This window comes from Pseudomonas viridiflava, assembly GCF_003702045.1.
GTDB classification, from domain to species: Bacteria; Pseudomonadota; Gammaproteobacteria; order Pseudomonadales; family Pseudomonadaceae; genus Aquipseudomonas; species Aquipseudomonas viridiflava_C.
This window is the reverse complement of the sequence record NZ_RBTP01000022.1, coordinates 1-17,634: the sequence shown is the minus strand read 5'-3', so window position 1 is coordinate 17,634 and position 17,634 is coordinate 1. Positions and strand designations below refer to the sequence as shown.

Genomic DNA, 17,634 nt, shown 5'->3' with positions numbered 1-17,634 from the left:
AAAGCCCCACCGAATTTCGAATTACGAGAAGTGAAAACACCATCATGATGCGCAGCCATTATTGCGGCCAACTGAACGAGAGCCTGGAAGGTCAGGAAATTACCCTTTGCGGATGGGTCCACCGTCGCCGTGACCACGGAGGCGTTATCTTCCTCGATATTCGCGACCGTGAAGGTATGGCTCAGGTGGTGTTCGATCCTGATCGTGCCGACACCTTCGCCGCTGCCGACCGTGTCCGCAGTGAGTACGTAGTCAAGGTCGTCGGCAAGGTGCGTGCGCGTCCTGCCGGTGCAGTGAACCCCAACATGGCGTCCGGTGCCATCGAAGTGCTGGGCTACGAGCTGGAAGTACTGAACGAATCGGAAACCCCGCCGTTCCCGCTTAACGAATACTCGGACGTCGGTGAAGAAACCCGCCTGCGCTATCGCTTTATCGATCTGCGTCGTCCGGAAATGGCTGAAAAGCTGCGTCTGCGCTCGCGTATCACCACCAGCATCCGTCGTTATCTGGATGACAATGGCTTCCTCGACGTCGAGACGCCTATTCTGACGCGTGCCACGCCGGAAGGCGCTCGCGACTATCTGGTCCCAAGCCGCACACACCCGGGCAGCTTCTTCGCGTTGCCGCAATCGCCTCAGTTGTTCAAGCAATTACTGATGGTCGCCGGCTTCGACCGCTACTACCAGATTGCCAAGTGCTTCCGTGATGAAGACCTGCGTGCCGACCGCCAGCCGGAATTCACCCAGATCGACATCGAGACCAGCTTCCTGGACGAGAAGGACATCATCGGCTTGACCGAGAAGATGGTGCGTCAGCTGTTCAAAGAAGTCCTGGACCTGGAGTTCGGTGACTTCCCGCACATGACCTTCGAAGAAGCCATGCGCCGTTATGGTTCCGACAAGCCTGATCTGCGCAACCCGCTGGAACTGGTTGACGTTGCCGATCAGCTCAAGGATGTCGAATTCAAGGTATTCAGCGGTCCTGCCAACGATCCGAAATGCCGCATCGCCGCGCTTCGTGTTCCAGGCGGGGCAAGCATGCCGCGTAAACAGATCGACGACTACACCAAGTTCGTCGGCATCTACGGTGCCAAAGGCCTGGCCTACATCAAGGTCAACGAGCGCGCCAACGGCGTTGACGGCTTGCAGTCGCCCATCGTCAAGAACATCCCGGAAGCCAACCTCAATGTGATCCTGGATCGCGTGGGTGCAGTGGACGGCGATATCGTGTTCTTCGGCGCAGACAAGGCCAAGATCGTCAGCGAAGCCTTGGGCGCGCTGCGCATCAAGGTCGGCAACGATCTGAAACTGCACACCTGTGAGTGGGCGCCGATGTGGGTTGTCGACTTCCCGATGTTCGAAGAGAACGACGACGGCAGTTTCACCGCGCTGCACCACCCCTTCACAGCACCCAAGTGTACGCCTGAAGAACTGGAAGCCAACCCGGCCACTGCCTTGTCCCGCGCCTATGACATGGTGCTGAACGGCACCGAACTGGGTGGTGGTTCGATCCGTATCCATCGCAAGGAAATGCAACAGGCGGTATTCCGTCTGCTGGGCATCGCCGAAGACGAGCAGCAGGAGAAGTTCGGCTTCCTGCTCGACGCGCTGAAATATGGCGCGCCACCGCACGGTGGTCTGGCGTTCGGTCTGGATCGTCTGGTGATGTTGATGACTGGCGCTCAATCGATTCGTGAAGTCATCGCCTTCCCGAAAACTCAGAGCGCTGCGGACGTCATGACCCAGGCACCGGGTGTCGTGGATGCCAAAGCCCTGCGTGAACTGCACATTCGCCTGCGCGAGCAGCCAAAGGCCGAGTGATGCCGGGCAGGGCGTATCCTGGATGCGCCCTGCATTGCCCGAATAGAGTGAAACTTTTTGCCTGTTGCATGGGCGAAAGGTGAAGGTGTTTCGAAAAGAATCTGGAGCGAGAAATGGCAGGTCATTCTAAGTGGGCGAACATCAAGCACCGCAAAGAGCGTCAGGATGCCAAAAAAGGCAAGATTTTCACCAAGTGGATTCGTGAACTGACCGTTGCCGCTCGTCAGGGCGGCGGTGATCCCGGCTCCAACCCGCGCCTGCGTCTGGCATTGGACAAGGCGCTGGGCGCAAACATGACCCGTGACACCATTGATCGTGCCGTGGCTCGCGGCGTGGGGGCTTCCGACGGTGATGATGTCGAGGAGCTGGGTTACGAAGGTTATGGCCCGGGTGGGGTGGCGATCATGGTTGAAACCATGACTGACAACCGTAACCGAACCGCTGCCGCCGTGCGTCACGCGTTCACCAAATGCGGTGGCAATCTGGGGACCGACGGTTCTGTGGCCTATCTGTTTGATCGCAAGGGGCAGATATCCTTTGCGGCTGGCGTCGATGAAGATGCCTTGATCGAAGCGGCAATGGAGGCAGATGCCGACGACGTCGTTACCAATGAAGATGGCTCCATCGATGTGTTTACCTCGTTTTCGGGCTTCTATGCGGTGCGTAACGCACTGGAGGCGGCCGGTTTCAAGGCGTCGGATGCGGAAATCGTCATGTTGCCGACCACCAGCGCCGTGCTGGATCTGGACATCGCCGAGAAGGTCCTCAAGCTGATCGACATGCTTGAAGACCTGGATGACGTACAGAACGTCTACTCGAACGCAGAAATTCCGGACGAGGTCATGGAGCAGTTGGGCTGATCATCGTCAGATAAGCTGCACCGGAAGCCGGAGGAACGAAGCCGTAAGCGTCATGCGGCTATCGGCCTCCGGCTTCTGCCTTTATGCTGCGCTCATTGTGTTGCGTTACCTTCTCTAGCTGCAGGCGTTATGACTCTTATTCTTGGTATCGACCCCGGTTCGCGAATCACCGGCTATGGCGTGGTGCGTGACACCGGTCGCGGCTGCGTTTACGTGGCATCGGGTTGTATTCGCACAGGCAGTGGCGAGCTGCACGAACGTCTGCAAATCGTCTATCGCGGCGTCCGTGAAGTGATCAAGACTTACGGGCCGGTGACGATGGGGATCGAAAAGGTCTTCATGGCAAAAAACGCCGACTCCGCGCTCAAGCTCGGCCAGGCGCGAGGCGCTGCCATCGTGGCTGGGGCCGAGGAAGAGCTCGAGATCGCCGAATATACGGCCACTCAGGTCAAGCAGGCTGTGGCGGGTACCGGTGGTGCCAATAAAGAGCAGGTGATGATGATGGTGATGCACCTGCTTAAACTGACTCAGAAACCGCAAATCGATGCCTCCGATGCGCTGGCCATTGCGTTGTGTCATGCGCATACCCGTTCCAGCCTTATTCCCCACGGCTTGAACACCGCGCGCAGCCGTGGCGGCAGGCTGCGTCTGTGACGGCATCATTCGCACGCATTTTTTTACTTGCAGGTCTGGCCACTCCTGTGATGATTGTTCCCAACTTTTTCGCGCAAGCGATAAGCAACACGAAAGGATCTGAAACGTGATTGGACGTTTACGCGGCTTTCTCGCTGAGAAACAGCCTCCGCATCTGGTGCTGGACGTCAATGGCGTCGGTTACGAACTGGAGGTGCCGATGACCACGCTCTATCGGCTGCCCCACGTTGGTGAGCCCGTGACCCTGCACACACACCTTGTCGTCCGCGAAGACGCGCATTTACTGTACGGCTTTTATGAAAAGCGTGAGCGCGAGTTGTTTCGCGAGCTGATTCGTCTCAACGGCGTAGGCCCCAAGCTGGCCTTGGCGTTGATGTCAGGTCTTGAGGTCGATGAGCTGGTGCGCTGTGTTCAGGCGCAGGACACCTCGGCGCTCACCCGCATACCAGGTGTCGGCAAGAAGACCGCCGAGCGTCTACTGGTCGAACTCAAGGACCGCTTCAAGGCCTGGGAGTCGTTACCAGGCACGTTTACACTGGTTTCCAATGGCCCGAATCAGGCCGAACCTGTGGCGTCGGCCGAGTCCGATGCGGTCAGTGCCCTGATATCGCTGGGCTACAAGCCACAAGAGGCGAGCAAAGCCGTCTCTGCCATCAAGGAAAAAGACTTGAGCAGTGCCGATCTCATCCGGCGTGCATTGAAGGGGATGGGATAAGTGATAGATGCCGACCGTTTGATAACCGCTACTGGCGGCCGTGATCGCGACGAGCAGCTGGACCGTGCGATTCGTCCGCTGAGCCTGGCTGACTACATTGGTCAGCCCACGGTTCGCGAGCAGATGGAGCTGTTCATCCAGGCCGCGAGAGGGCGTAACGAATCTCTGGACCACACCCTGATTTTCGGGCCTCCGGGTCTGGGCAAGACCACGCTGGCCAATATCATCGCGCAGGAAATGTCGGTTTCGATCAAGAGCACGTCAGGTCCCGTCCTTGAACGTCCCGGAGATCTGGCCGCCATCCTGACCAATCTTGAGCCGAACGATGTGTTGTTCATCGACGAGATTCACCGGCTGTCGCCCATTGTCGAGGAAGTGTTGTACCCGGCGATGGAAGATTTTCAGCTGGATATCATGATCGGGGAGGGGCCTGCTGCCCGCTCTATCAAACTGGACCTGCCGCCTTTCACCCTGGTGGGCGCGACCACGCGAGCCGGCATGCTCACCAATCCGTTACGTGACCGTTTCGGTATCGTTCAGCGTCTTGAGTTTTATAGCATTGCCGATCTGTCGACCATCGTGACCCGCTCGGCCGGTATCCTGGGGCTGGTCATCGAACCTGAAGGCGCGTTCGAGATCGCCCGTCGAGCCCGTGGCACCCCGCGTATCGCCAACCGCCTGCTGCGTCGCGTGCGCGATTTCGCCGAAGTACGCGGCAACGGTCAAATCACCCGTCAAACCGCTGACAAGGCGTTGAATCTGCTGGACGTCGACGAGCATGGTTTCGATCATCAGGACAGGCGTTTGCTGCTGACCATGATCGAGAAGTTTGACGGTGGTCCGGTAGGTGTCGACAGCCTCGCTGCGGCCATCAGTGAAGAGCGCCATACGATTGAAGACGTACTGGAACCCTATTTGATCCAGCAAGGCTATATGATGCGCACACCGCGCGGTCGGGTCGTGACCCGTCATGCCTACCTGCATTTTGGGCTGAACATCCCTTCCAGGATGGGAGAGCTGCCAACTGCCGAGGAGTTTGTTGATGATTCGGCTGATTAAATGTGACGTCATGCAATTTAATCGCCGTCTGTGTGTCACATTGCCAGTCTCGTGGGCGCTAAAGGTGGCGAGCGGCAAATCGTTGAAAAACAGTTGCCTGACCCGATTGGCAACGTGAGGAGTAAGCACTAGAGTATGCGCGCGCAAAACGGGGTTCAGTCGTTCGCACATCGCTGTCGCGTTTATTACGAAGACACCGATGCTGGCGGCATCGTCTACTACGTCAATTATCTGAAATTCATGGAACGGGCTCGTACCGAGAGGCTGCGCGATCTTGGTTTCGCTCAGTCCGCAATGGCGCAGGACAACCTGCTGTTTGTCGTGCACTCCAGCGAAGCGCGTTATCACAAGCCTGCGCGGCTGGATGACGAATTGCTCGTCAGTGCACAAGTAACCGAATTGAACCGTGTCAGCCTGCGCTTTCAACAGCAAGTCAGGCGGGCTTCGGATGCAACGCTGCTCTGCGAGGGGCAGTTCTTGGTGGCGTGTGTAAGCGCCGATAGTTTGAAACCCCGGGCCATTCCCGAAGCTCTGCGAGCGGCCTTTGCCGACCAGAGTGGCGTGGGCACACATTCAGAGCAGGAGATAAAGCGTGGAAGCTAACGTCGTCGACCATTCCTCCATGTGGAGTTTGGTCAGCAATGCCAGCATTGTTGTTCAGTTGGTGATGCTGATTCTGGTGGCCGCCTCGGTCACTTCATGGATCGTGATTTTTCAGCGCAGCAACATGCTGCGCGCAGGTCGGCGGGCACTGGATAGCTTTGAAGAGCGTTTCTGGTCCGGCATCGATTTGTCCAAGCTGTACCGTCAGGCAGGCAGCAACCCTGACCCGGACTCGGGCGTGGAGCAGATCTTCCGTGCAGGCTTCAAGGAATTCTCCCGTCTGCGTCAGCAGTCCGGTGTCGATCCTGATGCGGTGATGGAAGGTGTGGCGCGTGCCATGCGCGTTGCCATTTCCCGTGAAGAGGAAAAACTGGAGTCCGGTCTTTCTTTCCTGGCCACCGTGGGTTCTACCAGCCCGTACGTCGGTCTGTTCGGTACTGTCTGGGGGATCATGAACTCCTTCCGTGGTCTGGCAACAGCCCAACAGGCGACGCTTGCCACTGTCGCGCCAGGTATTGCCGAAGCCCTTATCGCAACGGCCATTGGTCTGTTCGCGGCAATCCCGGCCGTTATTGCCTACAACCGTTTCTCCGCGCGCAGCGAGACCTTGATCAGCCGTTACTACACGTTCGCTGACGAGTTCCAGGCAATCCTGCACCGTAAAGTGCATACCAGCGAAGAGTGAGCAGGTAATTCCCCATGGCTTTAATCGCTCGAGATCGACGCAGAAAACGCAAGCCGGTCGCCGAAATGAACGTAGTGCCCTACATCGACGTGATGCTGGTGTTGCTCGTGATTTTCATGGTGACTGCTCCCATGATCAACCAGGGCGTGAAAGTCGACTTGCCCAAGGTCTCCAGCGAGGCTTTGCCGCAGGACAACAATAATCAGGTCCTGACCATTTCGATCAAGGCTGACAAGACCTATTACTGGAACCTTGGCAGCGAAGTCGATACTGACAAGCAGATGGACAAGGCGATGACCTTGCCCCAGCTGACAGCCGCCGTCACCAAGATCGTCGCTGCCGGGCGTGATGCCGGCAAGCAGACACAGGTGTTCATTCGTGGTGACAAGACCGTTGATTACGGTTCGGTCATGGGCACGATGGGCGGGCTGCAGAAAGCCGGGGTCGGGAATGTTGGCTTGATTACCGAGGCACCCTGATGCAGCCGATTCGAGAGCCGTCTGCCTCGGAAAGCTATTTCTGGCCCAGTGTCTGGGCTGTGGCGTTGCACATTCTGATTTTTGGCATGCTGTTCGTCAGTTTCGCCATGACTCCGGATTTGCCTGAAGCCAAGCCTATCGTTCAGGCAACGCTCTATCAGCTCAAGTCCAAGAGTCAGGCGACGACCCAGACCAACCAGAAAATTGCTGGCGAGGCAAAGAAGACTGCTGCGCGACAGACTGAAGTCGAGCAGTTGGAGCAGAAGAAAATCGAGCAGTTGAAGCAGGAAGCTGTTAAAGCTGCGGAACAAAAGAAAGAAGAGTCCGCTCAAAAAGCGGAAGAACAGAAGGCCGCCGACGAAGCCAAGAAGGCCGAGCAGAAAGCCGAGGAGGCCAAAAAGGCTGACGACGCCAAGAAAGCTGACGAAGCCAAAAAGGTTGCCGACGCCAAAAAAGTTGAAGAGAAACAGTTGGCCGACATAGCCAAGAAGAAAGCCGAAGACGAAGCGAAGAAGAAAGCCGAGGAAGACGCCAAGAAGGCCGCTGCCGAGGAAGCCAAGAAGCAGGCGGCTGACGAGGCCAAGAAAAAGGCTGCCGAAGACGCCAAGAAAAAGGCTGCCGAGGACGCGAAGAAGAAAGCAGCTGCCGATTCCGCCAAAAAGGCGCAGGAAGCTGCACGTAAATCTGCAGAAGACAAGAAGGCGCAGGCATTGGCCGATTTGCTCTCCGACAAGCCGGAACGGCAACAGGCACTGGCAGATGAGCGTGGCGATGAAACCGCTGGCAGCTTCGACGATCTGATTCGGGTTCGTGCATCTGAAGGCTGGAGTCGGCCTCCATCGGCACGTAACAACATGTCGGTAACGTTGCAGATCGGCATGTTGCCGGACGGAACAATCGCCTCTGTGTCGATTGCAAAGTCCAGTGGCGACGGGCCTTTTGATAGCTCTGCGGTTGCTGCGGTGAAAAACATTGGGCGTTTGACAGAAATGCAGGGTCTGAAGCCCGCTGACTTCGCTCCCTATCGTTCATTCAAGATGACATTCACACCTGGAGATCTAGCCTTGTGATCAACCTTTTTCGAGGACTGCTTTTCGTTCTCTGCTGTGCAGCCGGAGTTGCGGCCGCAGAAGAAAAGAACATTCTGGTCACCAGCGGCAGTGACCGTGCCACACCGATCGCTGTCGTGCCATTTGGCTGGCAGGGCGGCAACGTGCTGCCGGAAGACATGGCGGAGATCATCGGCAACGACCTGCGCAACTCCGGCTACTACTCGCCGATCCCGAAGCAGAACATGATCAGCTTGCCGACCCAGGCCAGCGAAGTCATTTTCCGTGACTGGAAAGCGCTGGGTGCCCAATACGTCATGGTCGGCAACATTGTTCCTGCGGGTGGTCGTCTGCAGATTCAATACGCGCTGTTCAACGTGGCCACTGAGCAACAGGTCCTGACCGGCAATGTTTCCGGCACCAACGACCAACTGCGTGACATGGCGCACTACATTGCTGATCAGTCTTTCGAGAAGCTTGTGGGCATCAAGGGTGCGTTTTCGACACGCATGCTTTACGTAACCGCCGAGCGCTTCTCCGAAAGCAATACGCGCTACACCCTGCAACGTTCGGATTATGACGGTGCACGTGCGGTAACGCTGTTGCAGTCCCGTGAGCCAATCCTGTCGCCGCGCTTTGCGCCCGATGGCAAGCGTATCGCCTATGTGTCTTTCGAACAGAGACGTCCACGTATCTTCGTTCAACATATCGATACCGGTCGTCGCGAGCAGATCACCAACTTTGAAGGTCTGAACGGCGCACCTGCTTGGTCGCCGGATGGCACCAAGCTTGCGTTCGTACTGTCCAAGGATGGCAACCCGGAAATCTACGTCATCAACCTGGCTTCGCGTCAGTTGAGCCGTGTGACCAACGATTCCTCCATCGACACCGAACCGTTCTTCGGCAAGGATGGCTCGACGATCTACTTCACGTCGGACCGTGGTGGAAAGCCGCAAATCTATAAAACCAATATTAATGGCGGTGGTGCCGAACGAGTTACGTTCGTGGGTAACTACAACGCCAATCCGAAATTGTCAGCCGATGAAAAGACGCTGGTGATGATTCACAGGCAGGACGGCTTTACTAATTTCAAGGTTGCAGTACAGGATTTGGCCCGCGGAAGCGTAAAAATCCTCACAGATAGCAACCTTGATGAGTCGCCTACTGTTGCGCCCAACGGCACCATGGTAATCTACGCCACCCGCCAGCAGGGCCGGGGAGTCTTGATGCTCGTGTCCATTAACGGACGCGTAAGGCTCCCGCTTCCTACCGCACAAGGCGAAGTCAGAGAACCGTCCTGGTCCCCTTACCTGAACTGACGCGGCGCTACACGATTTGCTTAACACACTGGGGTTCATTAGGAGTTTCAAGATGGAAATGCTGAAGTTTGGTAAGTTTGCTGCGCTGGCTCTGGCCATGGCTGTAGCTGTAGGTTGCTCGTCCAAAGGCGGCGACAATGCCGGTGCTGGCGCTGTCGACCCTAACGCTGGTTACGGCGCTAACACGGGTGCTGTTGACGGTTCCATGAGCGAAGAAGCTGCTCTGCGCGCAATCACCACCTTCTACTTCGAATACGACAGTTCGGACCTGAAGCCAGAAGCCATGCGCTCCCTGGACGTGCATGCTAAAGACCTGAAATCCAACGGCGCTCGCGTTGTTCTGGAAGGCAACACCGACGAACGTGGTACTCGTGAGTACAACATGGCACTGGGCGAGCGTCGTGCGAAAGCCGTTCAGCGCTACCTGGTACTGCAAGGTGTTTCCCCAGCTCAGCTGGAACTGGTTTCCTACGGCGAAGAGCGTCCAGTTGCTACCGGCAACGACGAGCAGTCGTGGGCTCAAAACCGTCGCGTCGAACTGCGTAAGTAATTTGACATGCGAACGTGCCGACGTGCTCTAACCGTTTTGGCCCTTGCCCTTCCGCTTTCAGCGTTGGGTGCGGCTCCTGTGGTCGATAACAATTCTGGCTCTGGCAGCAGCAGTTATCCGCCAGCGGGTTATGGCACGTCCGGCGCCTATGCCGGGGGAGGGGTTACACCCCCTCCCTCGGCACAAGGTCAGCTGTTCATGCAGCTACAGCAAATGCAGGAAGAGATCGCGCGTTTGCGCGGGCTTGTCGAGGTTCAGCAGAACGACATCCAGCGCATGAAGCAGGAAGCTCTGGAGCGTTATCAGGAACTCGACCAACGTATAGCCAGTGGCGCTGCCGCTCCGGCTACCAATAATTCTCAACCTTCTGGTGGCGCTGTTGACGCCAGTGGGACGCCTTCGGCTCCGGCCGCTCAGGCACCGGCAGCAGGCACCGAGCCTCCTGACCCGGCGAAGGAAAAGCTTTATTACGAAGCTGCCTTCGATTTGATCAAGGCAAAGGATTTCGACAAGGCCAGCCAGGCTTTTACCGCTTTCCTGCGCAAATACCCGAACAGCTCTTACGCTGGCAATGCCCAGTATTGGCTGGGTGAAGTGAATCTGGCCAAAGGCGACCTTCAAGGTGCCGGTCAGGCATTCGCCAAAGTGAGTCAGCAATACCCGAAACACGCCAAGGTTCCTGATTCGTTGTACAAGCTGGCCGACGTAGAGCGCCGCCTGGGTCACAACGACAAGGTCAAAGGCATTTTGCAGCAGGTTGTCGCTCAATATCCGGGCACATCCGCGGCTCAGCTGGCACAGCGAGATCTTCAGCGTCTCTGATGTCCTGACTCGCAAATCAAGAAAGCCGCGCCCGTCGCGGCTTTTTTCGTTAGAATCTCGCACCCGAAATTCCGGTACACATTACGCTTCTCTGGATTCTGCGCTCGCAGGGTCCTTTGAAGTGCCTGACGGAGGCGGACGGCCTGTTTAGCTGTTACGCCCGTGGCTGATATGCAAGACACATTACGCATCACCGAAATATTTCACTCGTTGCAGGGTGAAACCCGTACGGCTGGGCTGCCCACCGTATTTGTGCGCCTGACCGGCTGTCCTCTTCGCTGCCAGTACTGTGACAGCGCCTACGCATTCACGGGTGGCACGATCCACTCGCTGGACGACATCGTCGCTCAGGTCGCTTCTTACCGGCCTCGTTACGTTTGCGTAACGGGTGGTGAACCGCTCGCACAGCCGAACGCGATTCCGTTGCTAAAGCGTCTGTGTGACGCAGGTTACGAAGTGTCGCTGGAAACCAGCGGCGCGCTGGATATCTCTGCAGTGGACCCTCGTGTCAGTCGTGTTGTCGACCTCAAAACCCCAGGGTCTAAAGAGGTCGCACGCAATCGCTACGAAAACATGGAACTGCTTACGCCCAACGACCAGGTCAAATTCGTGATTTGTTCGCGGGAAGATTACGACTGGGCAGTTTCCAAGCTCATTCAATACGGGCTCGATCGCCGGGCTGGCGAGGTTCTGTTTTCCGCGAGCCATCATGAGCTGAAAGGCCGCGATCTGGCCGACTGGATCGTGGCGGATAACCTGCCAGTACGCTTGCAGATGCAGTTGCATAAATTTCTTTGGGACGACGAGCCGGGGCGCTGAAATGACTGAATCGACCATGACTGAAAAAAGAGCCGTGATTCTGCTGTCGGGTGGCCTGGACTCCGCCACCGTCGTCGCAATGGCCCTTGCTGAAGGGTACGCCTGCTACACCATGAGCTTCGATTACGGTCAGCGCCATCGCGCTGAACTCGACGCAGCCGCGCAGGTGGCTCGCGACCTGGGTGCCATTGAGCACAAGGTGATTGGCCTGAATCTGAACGGCATTGGCGGCTCGGCACTGACTGACAGCTCCATCGCCGTGCCTGAGGCGCCTTCAGAAGGCATCCCGGTGACTTACGTGCCGGCCCGCAACACCGTCTTTCTTTCCCTCGCACTGGGCTGGGCAGAGGTGCTGGGCGCGCGCGACATCTTTATCGGCGTCAATGCGGTGGACTATTCGGGCTACCCGGATTGCCGCCCTGAGTTCGTCGCATCGTTCGAGCGCATGGCTAATCTCGCAACCAAGGCCGGTGTGGAAGGGCAGGGCTTCACCATACGTGCGCCGCTGCAGAACCTCAGCAAGTCCGACATCGTCAAGGCTGGCACTGCGCTGGGCGTCGATTACGCACTCACGGTTTCCTGCTATCAGGCCGATGATCAAGGCCGTGCGTGCGGTAAATGCGACAGCTGCCGCCTGCGCGCAGAAGGCTTCGCCGCCGCCGGTGTAGCAGACCCGACGCGTTATTTTTAAGTTTTTTTAAAATAGGTGTTGAATTACTCATAAAAATCAGTAATATACGCGCCACACAACAGAGGGTCGTTAGCTCAGTTGGTAGAGCAGTTGGCTTTTAACCAATTGGTCGTAGGTTCGAATCCCACACGACCCACCATTTCGAAAATCTGGAAGGCCCATGAAAATGCGGATTTCCAGATTTTTTTTGCGTTGCAGATCGTCAGGTCGGAGAGCTGCTTTGAGCTTTCGTCATGGGTGAAGCGACGATCTGTAAAGCGGTTGGCAAGTCTTTCGAAGCTGAAGGCAAGTAGTACCGTTTGAGAGCGATGTACACCCATGCAAGCAGCCGTCTGTGTAGAAACTCACAGATGCCGGAGTCAATATGTTGTCTTCGCTGATAGTGCCATATCGTAAGCGTCCGACGAACACACATTCATCCCCCAATCATGGCAAGCGTTTGATTAACGCGCTGTGGTTCGCAATCCGCGCTAAGAAAACTCAATAGTTGGTGGCTTTGAAGCGCCTCAGACCTTGGCAGATAGTGCGGAAAAGATAAAGATTTGGACGTCTAGGATTACTAAACCCGTCCCCTCGCGGTTTTGCTCGGTCATCAGCGCCCTTTATCAGACTGATGAGCTATTCAGTAGGTCAACTCCCTGCGCGGAAACGCTCGTTCGGCTACTGCACTTGCGCTGAAGAGGTTGTCAGATTTGCCCGGGCCCACTTCTCAGCGGTCGTGACCTGAATCGATTGCTGCGCGTTGAAGGTGCCTGCTTTAGGCCAGGCCACACCTCTGCCCTGGGCGAACACAGCGCGGTACTTCTTGATGTGATGCGTTGGGTCTTTCTCCAATTCTTGGAGCAAGTACGGAACAGTCCATACGTTACGTTTGAACGGGCGGCCCAGTACACGTTCGAGGAGGCTCGCAATCTCTCCGTACGTCACAGTGTCTCCCGAGAGGTACACAATCTGATTTCGGAAGCGAGGTTCGAAGAAAACGATTTCCGCTGTCAACGCACCAATGTCGTCTGGAGTCGTAAGCGTCACGCTGGTATCAAGACTGCCCAGCGCGTTCACGGTATCGTTTTCGAAGTCAACCACCTCGAATACAGGCTCGAACAGGAAACTGGTAAACATACCCGTCGAGATGATTACCCATTCAGTTTTATCCTGGGCTCGAAGCAATTCGCGAACATCAAGCTGAGCATCGAACAGATCCTGAGGACTGCCCCGACCGATGACCTCGAAGTCGACACCAAACTGCCACGGGAAGTAGCGCTTCACACCGGATTTCAGAGCAGCGCTAGCCAGTTTCATCGGGGTTTCCCGGCCTGCAACCATGCCTGCACAGCCGATTACGGTATCGAAACGTGCGAATACTTCAGCCAACTGATCGATTGAGTCATTCACGAGGTCTGCGGCTACCATTTGGATGCCGAGCCCCCGAAGCTCATCTATTTCGACCTTTTTCTCGCGTACCTCAGTGTTGATGGTCGAATCCCTGAGCAGCACGCTGATTGTGGAACCGGGCGCGCGCTTTGCTACTCGCGCAAGATTACGCAAAACCGGTAGCCCAAGCTCACCGGCGCCTAGAACGAGAATGGATTGGGGGGGGAACTGGGTCACTTCGGTCATGATTTCTCCTGAGACCTGTTGCCTGTAAGATGAACAAATGCTTGCACGATTTGGCAACGCTCGTAAGAAGGCACACCTGTGATACCAGAGAAAGAAATGACCGATCAGGAGGCTCTCAGCCAGGCAGAGACAATCTGCCAAACCCTGAGAGAAGACGATGATGGCATCAGGCGGGAAGTGCTTGCTCACGCAGGCAGCCGCTGGTCGTTGGGTATCCTGCATGCTCTGGGTGTGTACGGCACGATGCGTCATGCCGAAATAAAAAGGCAGATGACCGGTGTGACTCAGCGGATGTTGACCAAGACACTCCGCTCCATGGAGAGGGATGGCCTAGTGGTTCGGCGGGAGTTCGGTGAAATCCCGCCACGTGTCGAGTATGATCTGACGCCGCTGGGTATGGGACTGTTGACCCGCATGTCCCCTATCTGGACTTGGGTTGTCGAGAACGTTGAGGATTTCCGCAAGGCGCGGCGTATTTTCGATAGTCAGGATGATAAAAAACCCGCATGGCAAATACCTACATCGACGCCATCAAGCTCAGAAGCGTCTGATTGAATGTAGCTCACAGCGTATTAAGAGCCCTGTGCCCATTGATGCGGTAGTAATTGGTCAATCGCACTGGCCCTCTGTGTCGGTAACCGCGTCAGTACATCCTTCAGATCCGCGAACGGATCATGCCCGTTCATGCGTGCCGATTGAATCAAACTCATAATTGCCGCCGCTCGCTTACCGCTACGCGGTGATCCGGCGAAAAGCCAATTAGAACGGCCAAGGGCCCAAGGCCGGATCGTATTTTCGACCCGGTTATTGTCGATGGGCACAGCACCATCATCGAGGTAGCGCGTTAATGCTACCCAGCGTTTCAGGCTGTAATCCAGAGCCTTGGCCGTGGCCGAGCCCTCGGGCACAAGTTCGCGCTGAGCCAGCATCCACTGATGCAACTTCTCCGCGATGGGCATCGCCATTTCATCCGAGCAGGTAAGGGCTTTTATCCATTGACTCAGGACGCTGGCTTGATCATGTCCCACGAACTCCTGCAAGATCCCTTGCGTATCTTATTCGAACACGGTGCCAAGCATGACGCCGCGTTGCGCAATTATAGTCCGTTGAGGCTTCATTGGGAGTTCATGTCATGCTGAGAAAAAACCATATGTTTGCTGTGGGGCCATTCGCGGCAGTGCGGCTTCAAGCGCGCGTGCAGACAGCTGCCAGGCGACGAACTACCTAATTTCTTCCGAAAGATACGCTTTAATACAGCTTATGTGAGACGGGTTTCCCAATCACAACGGGTATGGAAAGGCATGACCATAGACACACAAACCATAGTTCTCTCCGGTGGTGGCCCTGATGGGAAGACGCCGCGTCTTGTCACCGAGCTGAGGGGAACGTGCGGTGATCCTTTTGTGGCTGCTGTATGTGATACGCGTATGCCAATGGTCATCACCGACCCTCACCAAGACGATAATCCAATCGTTTTCGCAAACCCGGCTTTTTATGAATTGACCGGATACGCTGCTGAAGAAGTCTTAGGCCGAAACTGCCGTTTTCTTCAAGGTCCGGCAACGAACCAAGACCACGTAGCTAGCGTTCGTGAGGCCGTGAACCGGCAAGAGCCGATAGATATTAAACTTCAAAACTACCGCAAAGATGGAAAACCGTTCTGGAATCATTTGAGTGTGCACCCTGTATTCGACAAGGCAGGGACGTTAGTTTATTTCTCCGCTTCGCTTTATGCCATTACCTCTGATTATGAGCGCTTGCGCTATTTTGGTGACGACATCGGCTTAAACGAACGCGCGCTTGAAGCCCTTATCCGCTCCTCTACCGAGGTACGTTTCCGCATCAGCGCGGATTGGAGTGAGCTGCATCAGCTTAACGGCGGTGATTTTATACCTGACACTCAGGCGAACGATCCACACTGGCTTGATCGATACATACCCCATGAGGATCGCGCCGCAGTTCGTGCCGAAATAACCCGAGCGACGCTTACTAAATCGACCTATTTGATAGAGCACCGAGTTAACCGCGTGGACGGCTCTATCGGTTGGGCCCTCGCACGCGCCGTGCCAATGCTTGATGATGCAGGTGAAATCAAGGAGTGGTTTGGTGCTGCTTCCGATATTACTGAGCGTAAAAAAGCGGAAGAAGCACTACGCCAGGTTCATGAGAACCTAGAGGAGCGGGTTGCTCAGGCCCTGGCCGAACGAGGCAAGATCGAGGAACAGCTTCGTCAGTCACAAAAGCTTGAAGCTATAGGCCAGCTCACTGGGGGTGTTGCGCACGACTTCAATAATTTGCTGACGGTCATTCGCTCTTCCACTGACTTCCTGAAACGGCCCAACCTGTCCGATGAGCGACGCCGTCGGTACGTTGATGCCATTTCGGATACGGTAGACAGAGCCACTCGGTTAACCGGGCAACTTCTTTCTTTTGCTCGCAGGCAAGCCCTTAAGCCAGAAGTTTTTTCTGTCTGCAACGCGGTGCGCTCGATCTCTGACATGATGGATACCCTAACGGGTACCCATATAGCTATCAAATTTGATCTTCCTGAAACGCCTTGTTTTGTGAAGGCCGACCCGATTCAATTCGACACGGCTATCGTAAACATTGCGGCCAATGCGCGCGACGCAATGGGGCAGAGTGGTCAACTGAGTGTTTCCGTGCGTGCCGTTGATTATTTACCTGTCATCCGTAGTCATCCAGCCGTTCCAGGGGACTTCGTTGCTGTTGCGTTGAGCGACACGGGATGTGGTATTCCTCCCGACAAGCTGGAAAGTATTTTTGAGCCGTTCTTCACGACTAAAGATACAGGCAAGGGCACCGGCTTGGGTTTGTCGCAGGTGTTCGGCTTTGCGAAACAGTCAGGAGGTGAGATTGATGTTGAAAGTACTTTAGGCAAAGGCACTACATTTACACTCTACCTTCCACAAGTGGCGCCAGTCGAGCGCGCGCTTCGAGCGGGGGACTCTCAAATTATGTCGGCCGGTCATGGCCTGCGCGTGTTGGTCGTAGAAGACAATTCCAGCTTAGGGCTTTTCGCAATTGAGCTACTAACCGATCTCGGTTATGAATCTGTTCTGGCCTGTGACGCGGCAGCCGCGCTTGATCTTCTAGTTGAAAATGCGAAGCAGTTTGACGTGGTGTTTACGGATGTGGTGATGCCGGGTATGAGCGGCGTAGAACTGGGGCAAATAATTCGTAGCCTGTATCCACATCTTCCCGTGGTGCTAACTTCGGGTTACAGCCATGTGTTAGCCCGAAATGGTACCTATGGGTTTGAGCTGTTGCATAAACCTTATTCAGTAGAACAAGTTTCTCAGGTGCTTACAAAGGCAGCTGCTCAAACTCAGCGGCAAAAGTTGGATTAATGACCACAACGCGTCTGGTTGGTGGCGAATCGCTCGACACCAACGGTCCCGCCATTAACGGCCTGAAGAGCTTGACTAGTGCGCGCGATGGCTTGGTGCATCACAAGTCCGAAGCCGAAGCCGAAGCCGAAGCCGAAGACAAGGAAGGGAAGTCTGTCCGGCGCATGATGAAGCGATGGGCTGGGTTTGAAATCTCTGCCCCGAACCCGTTTTGTCCCAACTGATCTTGGTATAACCGACAGGGCAGGCATACGCCGTGACGTCATTGGTGTCACGGCCATGAATCGTCAGGGTAGTGCAATTTGGCACGCTCGCACCAGTCACCCACCCCACCTGACTCTCACAAGAAAGCGACCGCCCGGTGCTCGTGTGCCCGATCATGCCGTTGGTGGCACAGGCTGTCCCAGCAGCGGCAACTCCATTGAGCTGCGGATACTCACCCACAGTGCCTCGGCCTTCCGAGGCCACTGTTCCACCGCAGATATTCCCGCCCGTATAGAAGTTCTTGTGTAACCGCTCCATGA

At 55.9% G+C, this 17,634-nt stretch carries 18 protein-coding genes, 1 tRNA gene and 1 pseudogene; 17 read left to right on the top strand and 3 right to left on the bottom strand.

The annotated features are described in order from the left end of the window. The first annotated feature begins 44 nt into the window (after positions 1 to 44). From aspS to ALP40_RS08045, 15 genes are all read left to right on the top strand, one after another. Positions 45 to 1,820: an aspartate--tRNA ligase gene (aspS, locus tag ALP40_RS08115; RefSeq protein ID WP_122207786.1), complete on the top strand. Its 1,776-nt coding sequence runs from the start codon at positions 45 to 47 to the stop codon at positions 1,818 to 1,820. Between the two features lie 113 nt (positions 1,821 to 1,933). Beyond that, positions 1,934 to 2,680 carry a YebC/PmpR family DNA-binding transcriptional regulator gene (locus ALP40_RS08110; RefSeq protein WP_122207785.1) on the top strand — a complete coding sequence of 249 codons (747 nt, stop codon included), beginning with the start codon at positions 1,934 to 1,936 and terminating at the stop codon, positions 2,678 to 2,680. 129 nt (positions 2,681 to 2,809) lie between these two features. Further along, positions 2,810 to 3,334, top strand: a complete 525-nt coding sequence (ruvC, locus tag ALP40_RS08105) for a crossover junction endodeoxyribonuclease RuvC (protein WP_122207784.1) — start codon at positions 2,810 to 2,812, stop codon at positions 3,332 to 3,334. A 106-nt stretch (positions 3,335 to 3,440) separates the two neighbouring features. Continuing rightward, positions 3,441 to 4,049 carry a Holliday junction branch migration protein RuvA gene (ruvA, locus tag ALP40_RS08100; protein WP_122207783.1) on the top strand — a complete coding sequence of 203 codons (609 nt, stop codon included), beginning with the start codon at positions 3,441 to 3,443 and terminating at the stop codon, positions 4,047 to 4,049. Continuing rightward, positions 4,050 to 5,108 carry a Holliday junction branch migration DNA helicase RuvB gene (gene ruvB, locus ALP40_RS08095; protein ID WP_122207782.1) on the top strand — a complete coding sequence of 353 codons (1,059 nt, stop codon included), beginning with the start codon at positions 4,050 to 4,052 and terminating at the stop codon, positions 5,106 to 5,108. Between the two features lie 135 nt (positions 5,109 to 5,243). Beyond that, complete coding sequence (gene ybgC / locus ALP40_RS08090; protein WP_122207781.1) at positions 5,244 to 5,711, top strand: tol-pal system-associated acyl-CoA thioesterase; 468 nt, start codon at positions 5,244 to 5,246, stop codon at positions 5,709 to 5,711. After that, complete coding sequence (gene tolQ, locus ALP40_RS08085) at positions 5,701 to 6,396, top strand: protein TolQ (RefSeq protein WP_122207780.1); 696 nt, start codon at positions 5,701 to 5,703, stop codon at positions 6,394 to 6,396. Before ybgC ends, tolQ begins: the two co-directional genes overlap by 11 nt. A 14-nt stretch (positions 6,397 to 6,410) precedes the next feature. Continuing rightward, a complete protein-coding gene (gene tolR / locus ALP40_RS08080) occupies positions 6,411 to 6,875 on the top strand; it encodes a protein TolR (protein ID WP_002554654.1) in 465 nt (154 codons plus the stop codon). Further along, a complete protein-coding gene (tolA, locus tag ALP40_RS08075) occupies positions 6,875 to 7,945 on the top strand; it encodes a cell envelope integrity protein TolA (protein WP_088235783.1) in 1,071 nt (356 codons plus the stop codon). The genes tolR and tolA overlap by 1 nt, the downstream gene beginning before the upstream one ends. Beyond that, the gene (gene tolB, locus ALP40_RS08070; protein WP_122207779.1) at positions 7,942 to 9,243 is read left to right on the top strand and encodes a Tol-Pal system beta propeller repeat protein TolB; all 1,302 of its coding nucleotides are present in this window, start codon (positions 7,942 to 7,944) and stop codon (positions 9,241 to 9,243) included. The genes tolA and tolB overlap by 4 nt, the downstream gene beginning before the upstream one ends. A 52-nt stretch (positions 9,244 to 9,295) precedes the next feature. Then, positions 9,296 to 9,793 carry a peptidoglycan-associated lipoprotein Pal gene (pal, locus tag ALP40_RS08065; protein WP_122207778.1) on the top strand — a complete coding sequence of 166 codons (498 nt, stop codon included), beginning with the start codon at positions 9,296 to 9,298 and terminating at the stop codon, positions 9,791 to 9,793. 6 nt (positions 9,794 to 9,799) lie between these two features. Beyond that, complete coding sequence (gene ybgF, locus ALP40_RS08060; protein ID WP_122207777.1) at positions 9,800 to 10,615, top strand: tol-pal system protein YbgF; 816 nt, start codon at positions 9,800 to 9,802, stop codon at positions 10,613 to 10,615. A 171-nt stretch (positions 10,616 to 10,786) separates the two neighbouring features. Then, positions 10,787 to 11,434, top strand: coding sequence for a 7-carboxy-7-deazaguanine synthase QueE (queE, locus tag ALP40_RS08055; protein ID WP_122207776.1), 648 nt, complete (start codon positions 10,787 to 10,789; stop codon positions 11,432 to 11,434). A gap of 16 nt (positions 11,435 to 11,450) precedes the next feature. Beyond that, positions 11,451 to 12,125 carry a 7-cyano-7-deazaguanine synthase QueC gene (gene queC, locus ALP40_RS08050; protein WP_181113505.1) on the top strand — a complete coding sequence of 225 codons (675 nt, stop codon included), beginning with the start codon at positions 11,451 to 11,453 and terminating at the stop codon, positions 12,123 to 12,125. Between the two features lie 63 nt (positions 12,126 to 12,188). Then, positions 12,189 to 12,264 (top strand) — tRNA-Lys (locus ALP40_RS08045). A gap of 521 nt (positions 12,265 to 12,785) precedes the next feature. On the opposite strand, the gene ALP40_RS08040 is transcribed toward ALP40_RS08045, so the two are convergent. Further along, positions 12,786 to 13,742 carry an aromatic alcohol reductase gene (locus ALP40_RS08040; protein ID WP_122207774.1) on the bottom strand — a complete coding sequence of 319 codons (957 nt, stop codon included), beginning with the start codon at positions 13,740 to 13,742 and terminating at the stop codon, positions 12,786 to 12,788. Positions 13,743 to 13,838: 96 nt separating this feature from the next. Between ALP40_RS08040 and ALP40_RS08035 the strand changes: the two genes are divergently transcribed. Beyond that, positions 13,839 to 14,297 carry a helix-turn-helix domain-containing protein gene (locus ALP40_RS08035; protein ID WP_122207773.1) on the top strand — a complete coding sequence of 153 codons (459 nt, stop codon included), beginning with the start codon at positions 13,839 to 13,841 and terminating at the stop codon, positions 14,295 to 14,297. Positions 14,298 to 14,314: 17 nt separating this feature from the next. Here the strand turns inward: ALP40_RS08035 and ALP40_RS08030 are convergent. Continuing rightward, positions 14,315 to 14,710 (bottom strand): annotated as a pseudogene (locus ALP40_RS08030) (transposase); the annotation flags it as partial. A gap of 333 nt (positions 14,711 to 15,043) precedes the next feature. Here ALP40_RS08030 and ALP40_RS08025 point away from each other — a divergent pair. Continuing rightward, positions 15,044 to 17,110, top strand: coding sequence for a PAS domain S-box protein (locus tag ALP40_RS08025; RefSeq protein ID WP_409077510.1), 2,067 nt, complete (start codon positions 15,044 to 15,046; stop codon positions 17,108 to 17,110). A 75-nt stretch (positions 17,111 to 17,185) separates the two neighbouring features. On the opposite strand, the gene pilV is transcribed toward ALP40_RS08025, so the two are convergent. Further along, on the bottom strand, positions 17,186 to 17,634 hold a 449-nt coding region (gene pilV, locus ALP40_RS25965), incomplete at its 5' end, for a shufflon system plasmid conjugative transfer pilus tip adhesin PilV (RefSeq protein WP_122207772.1).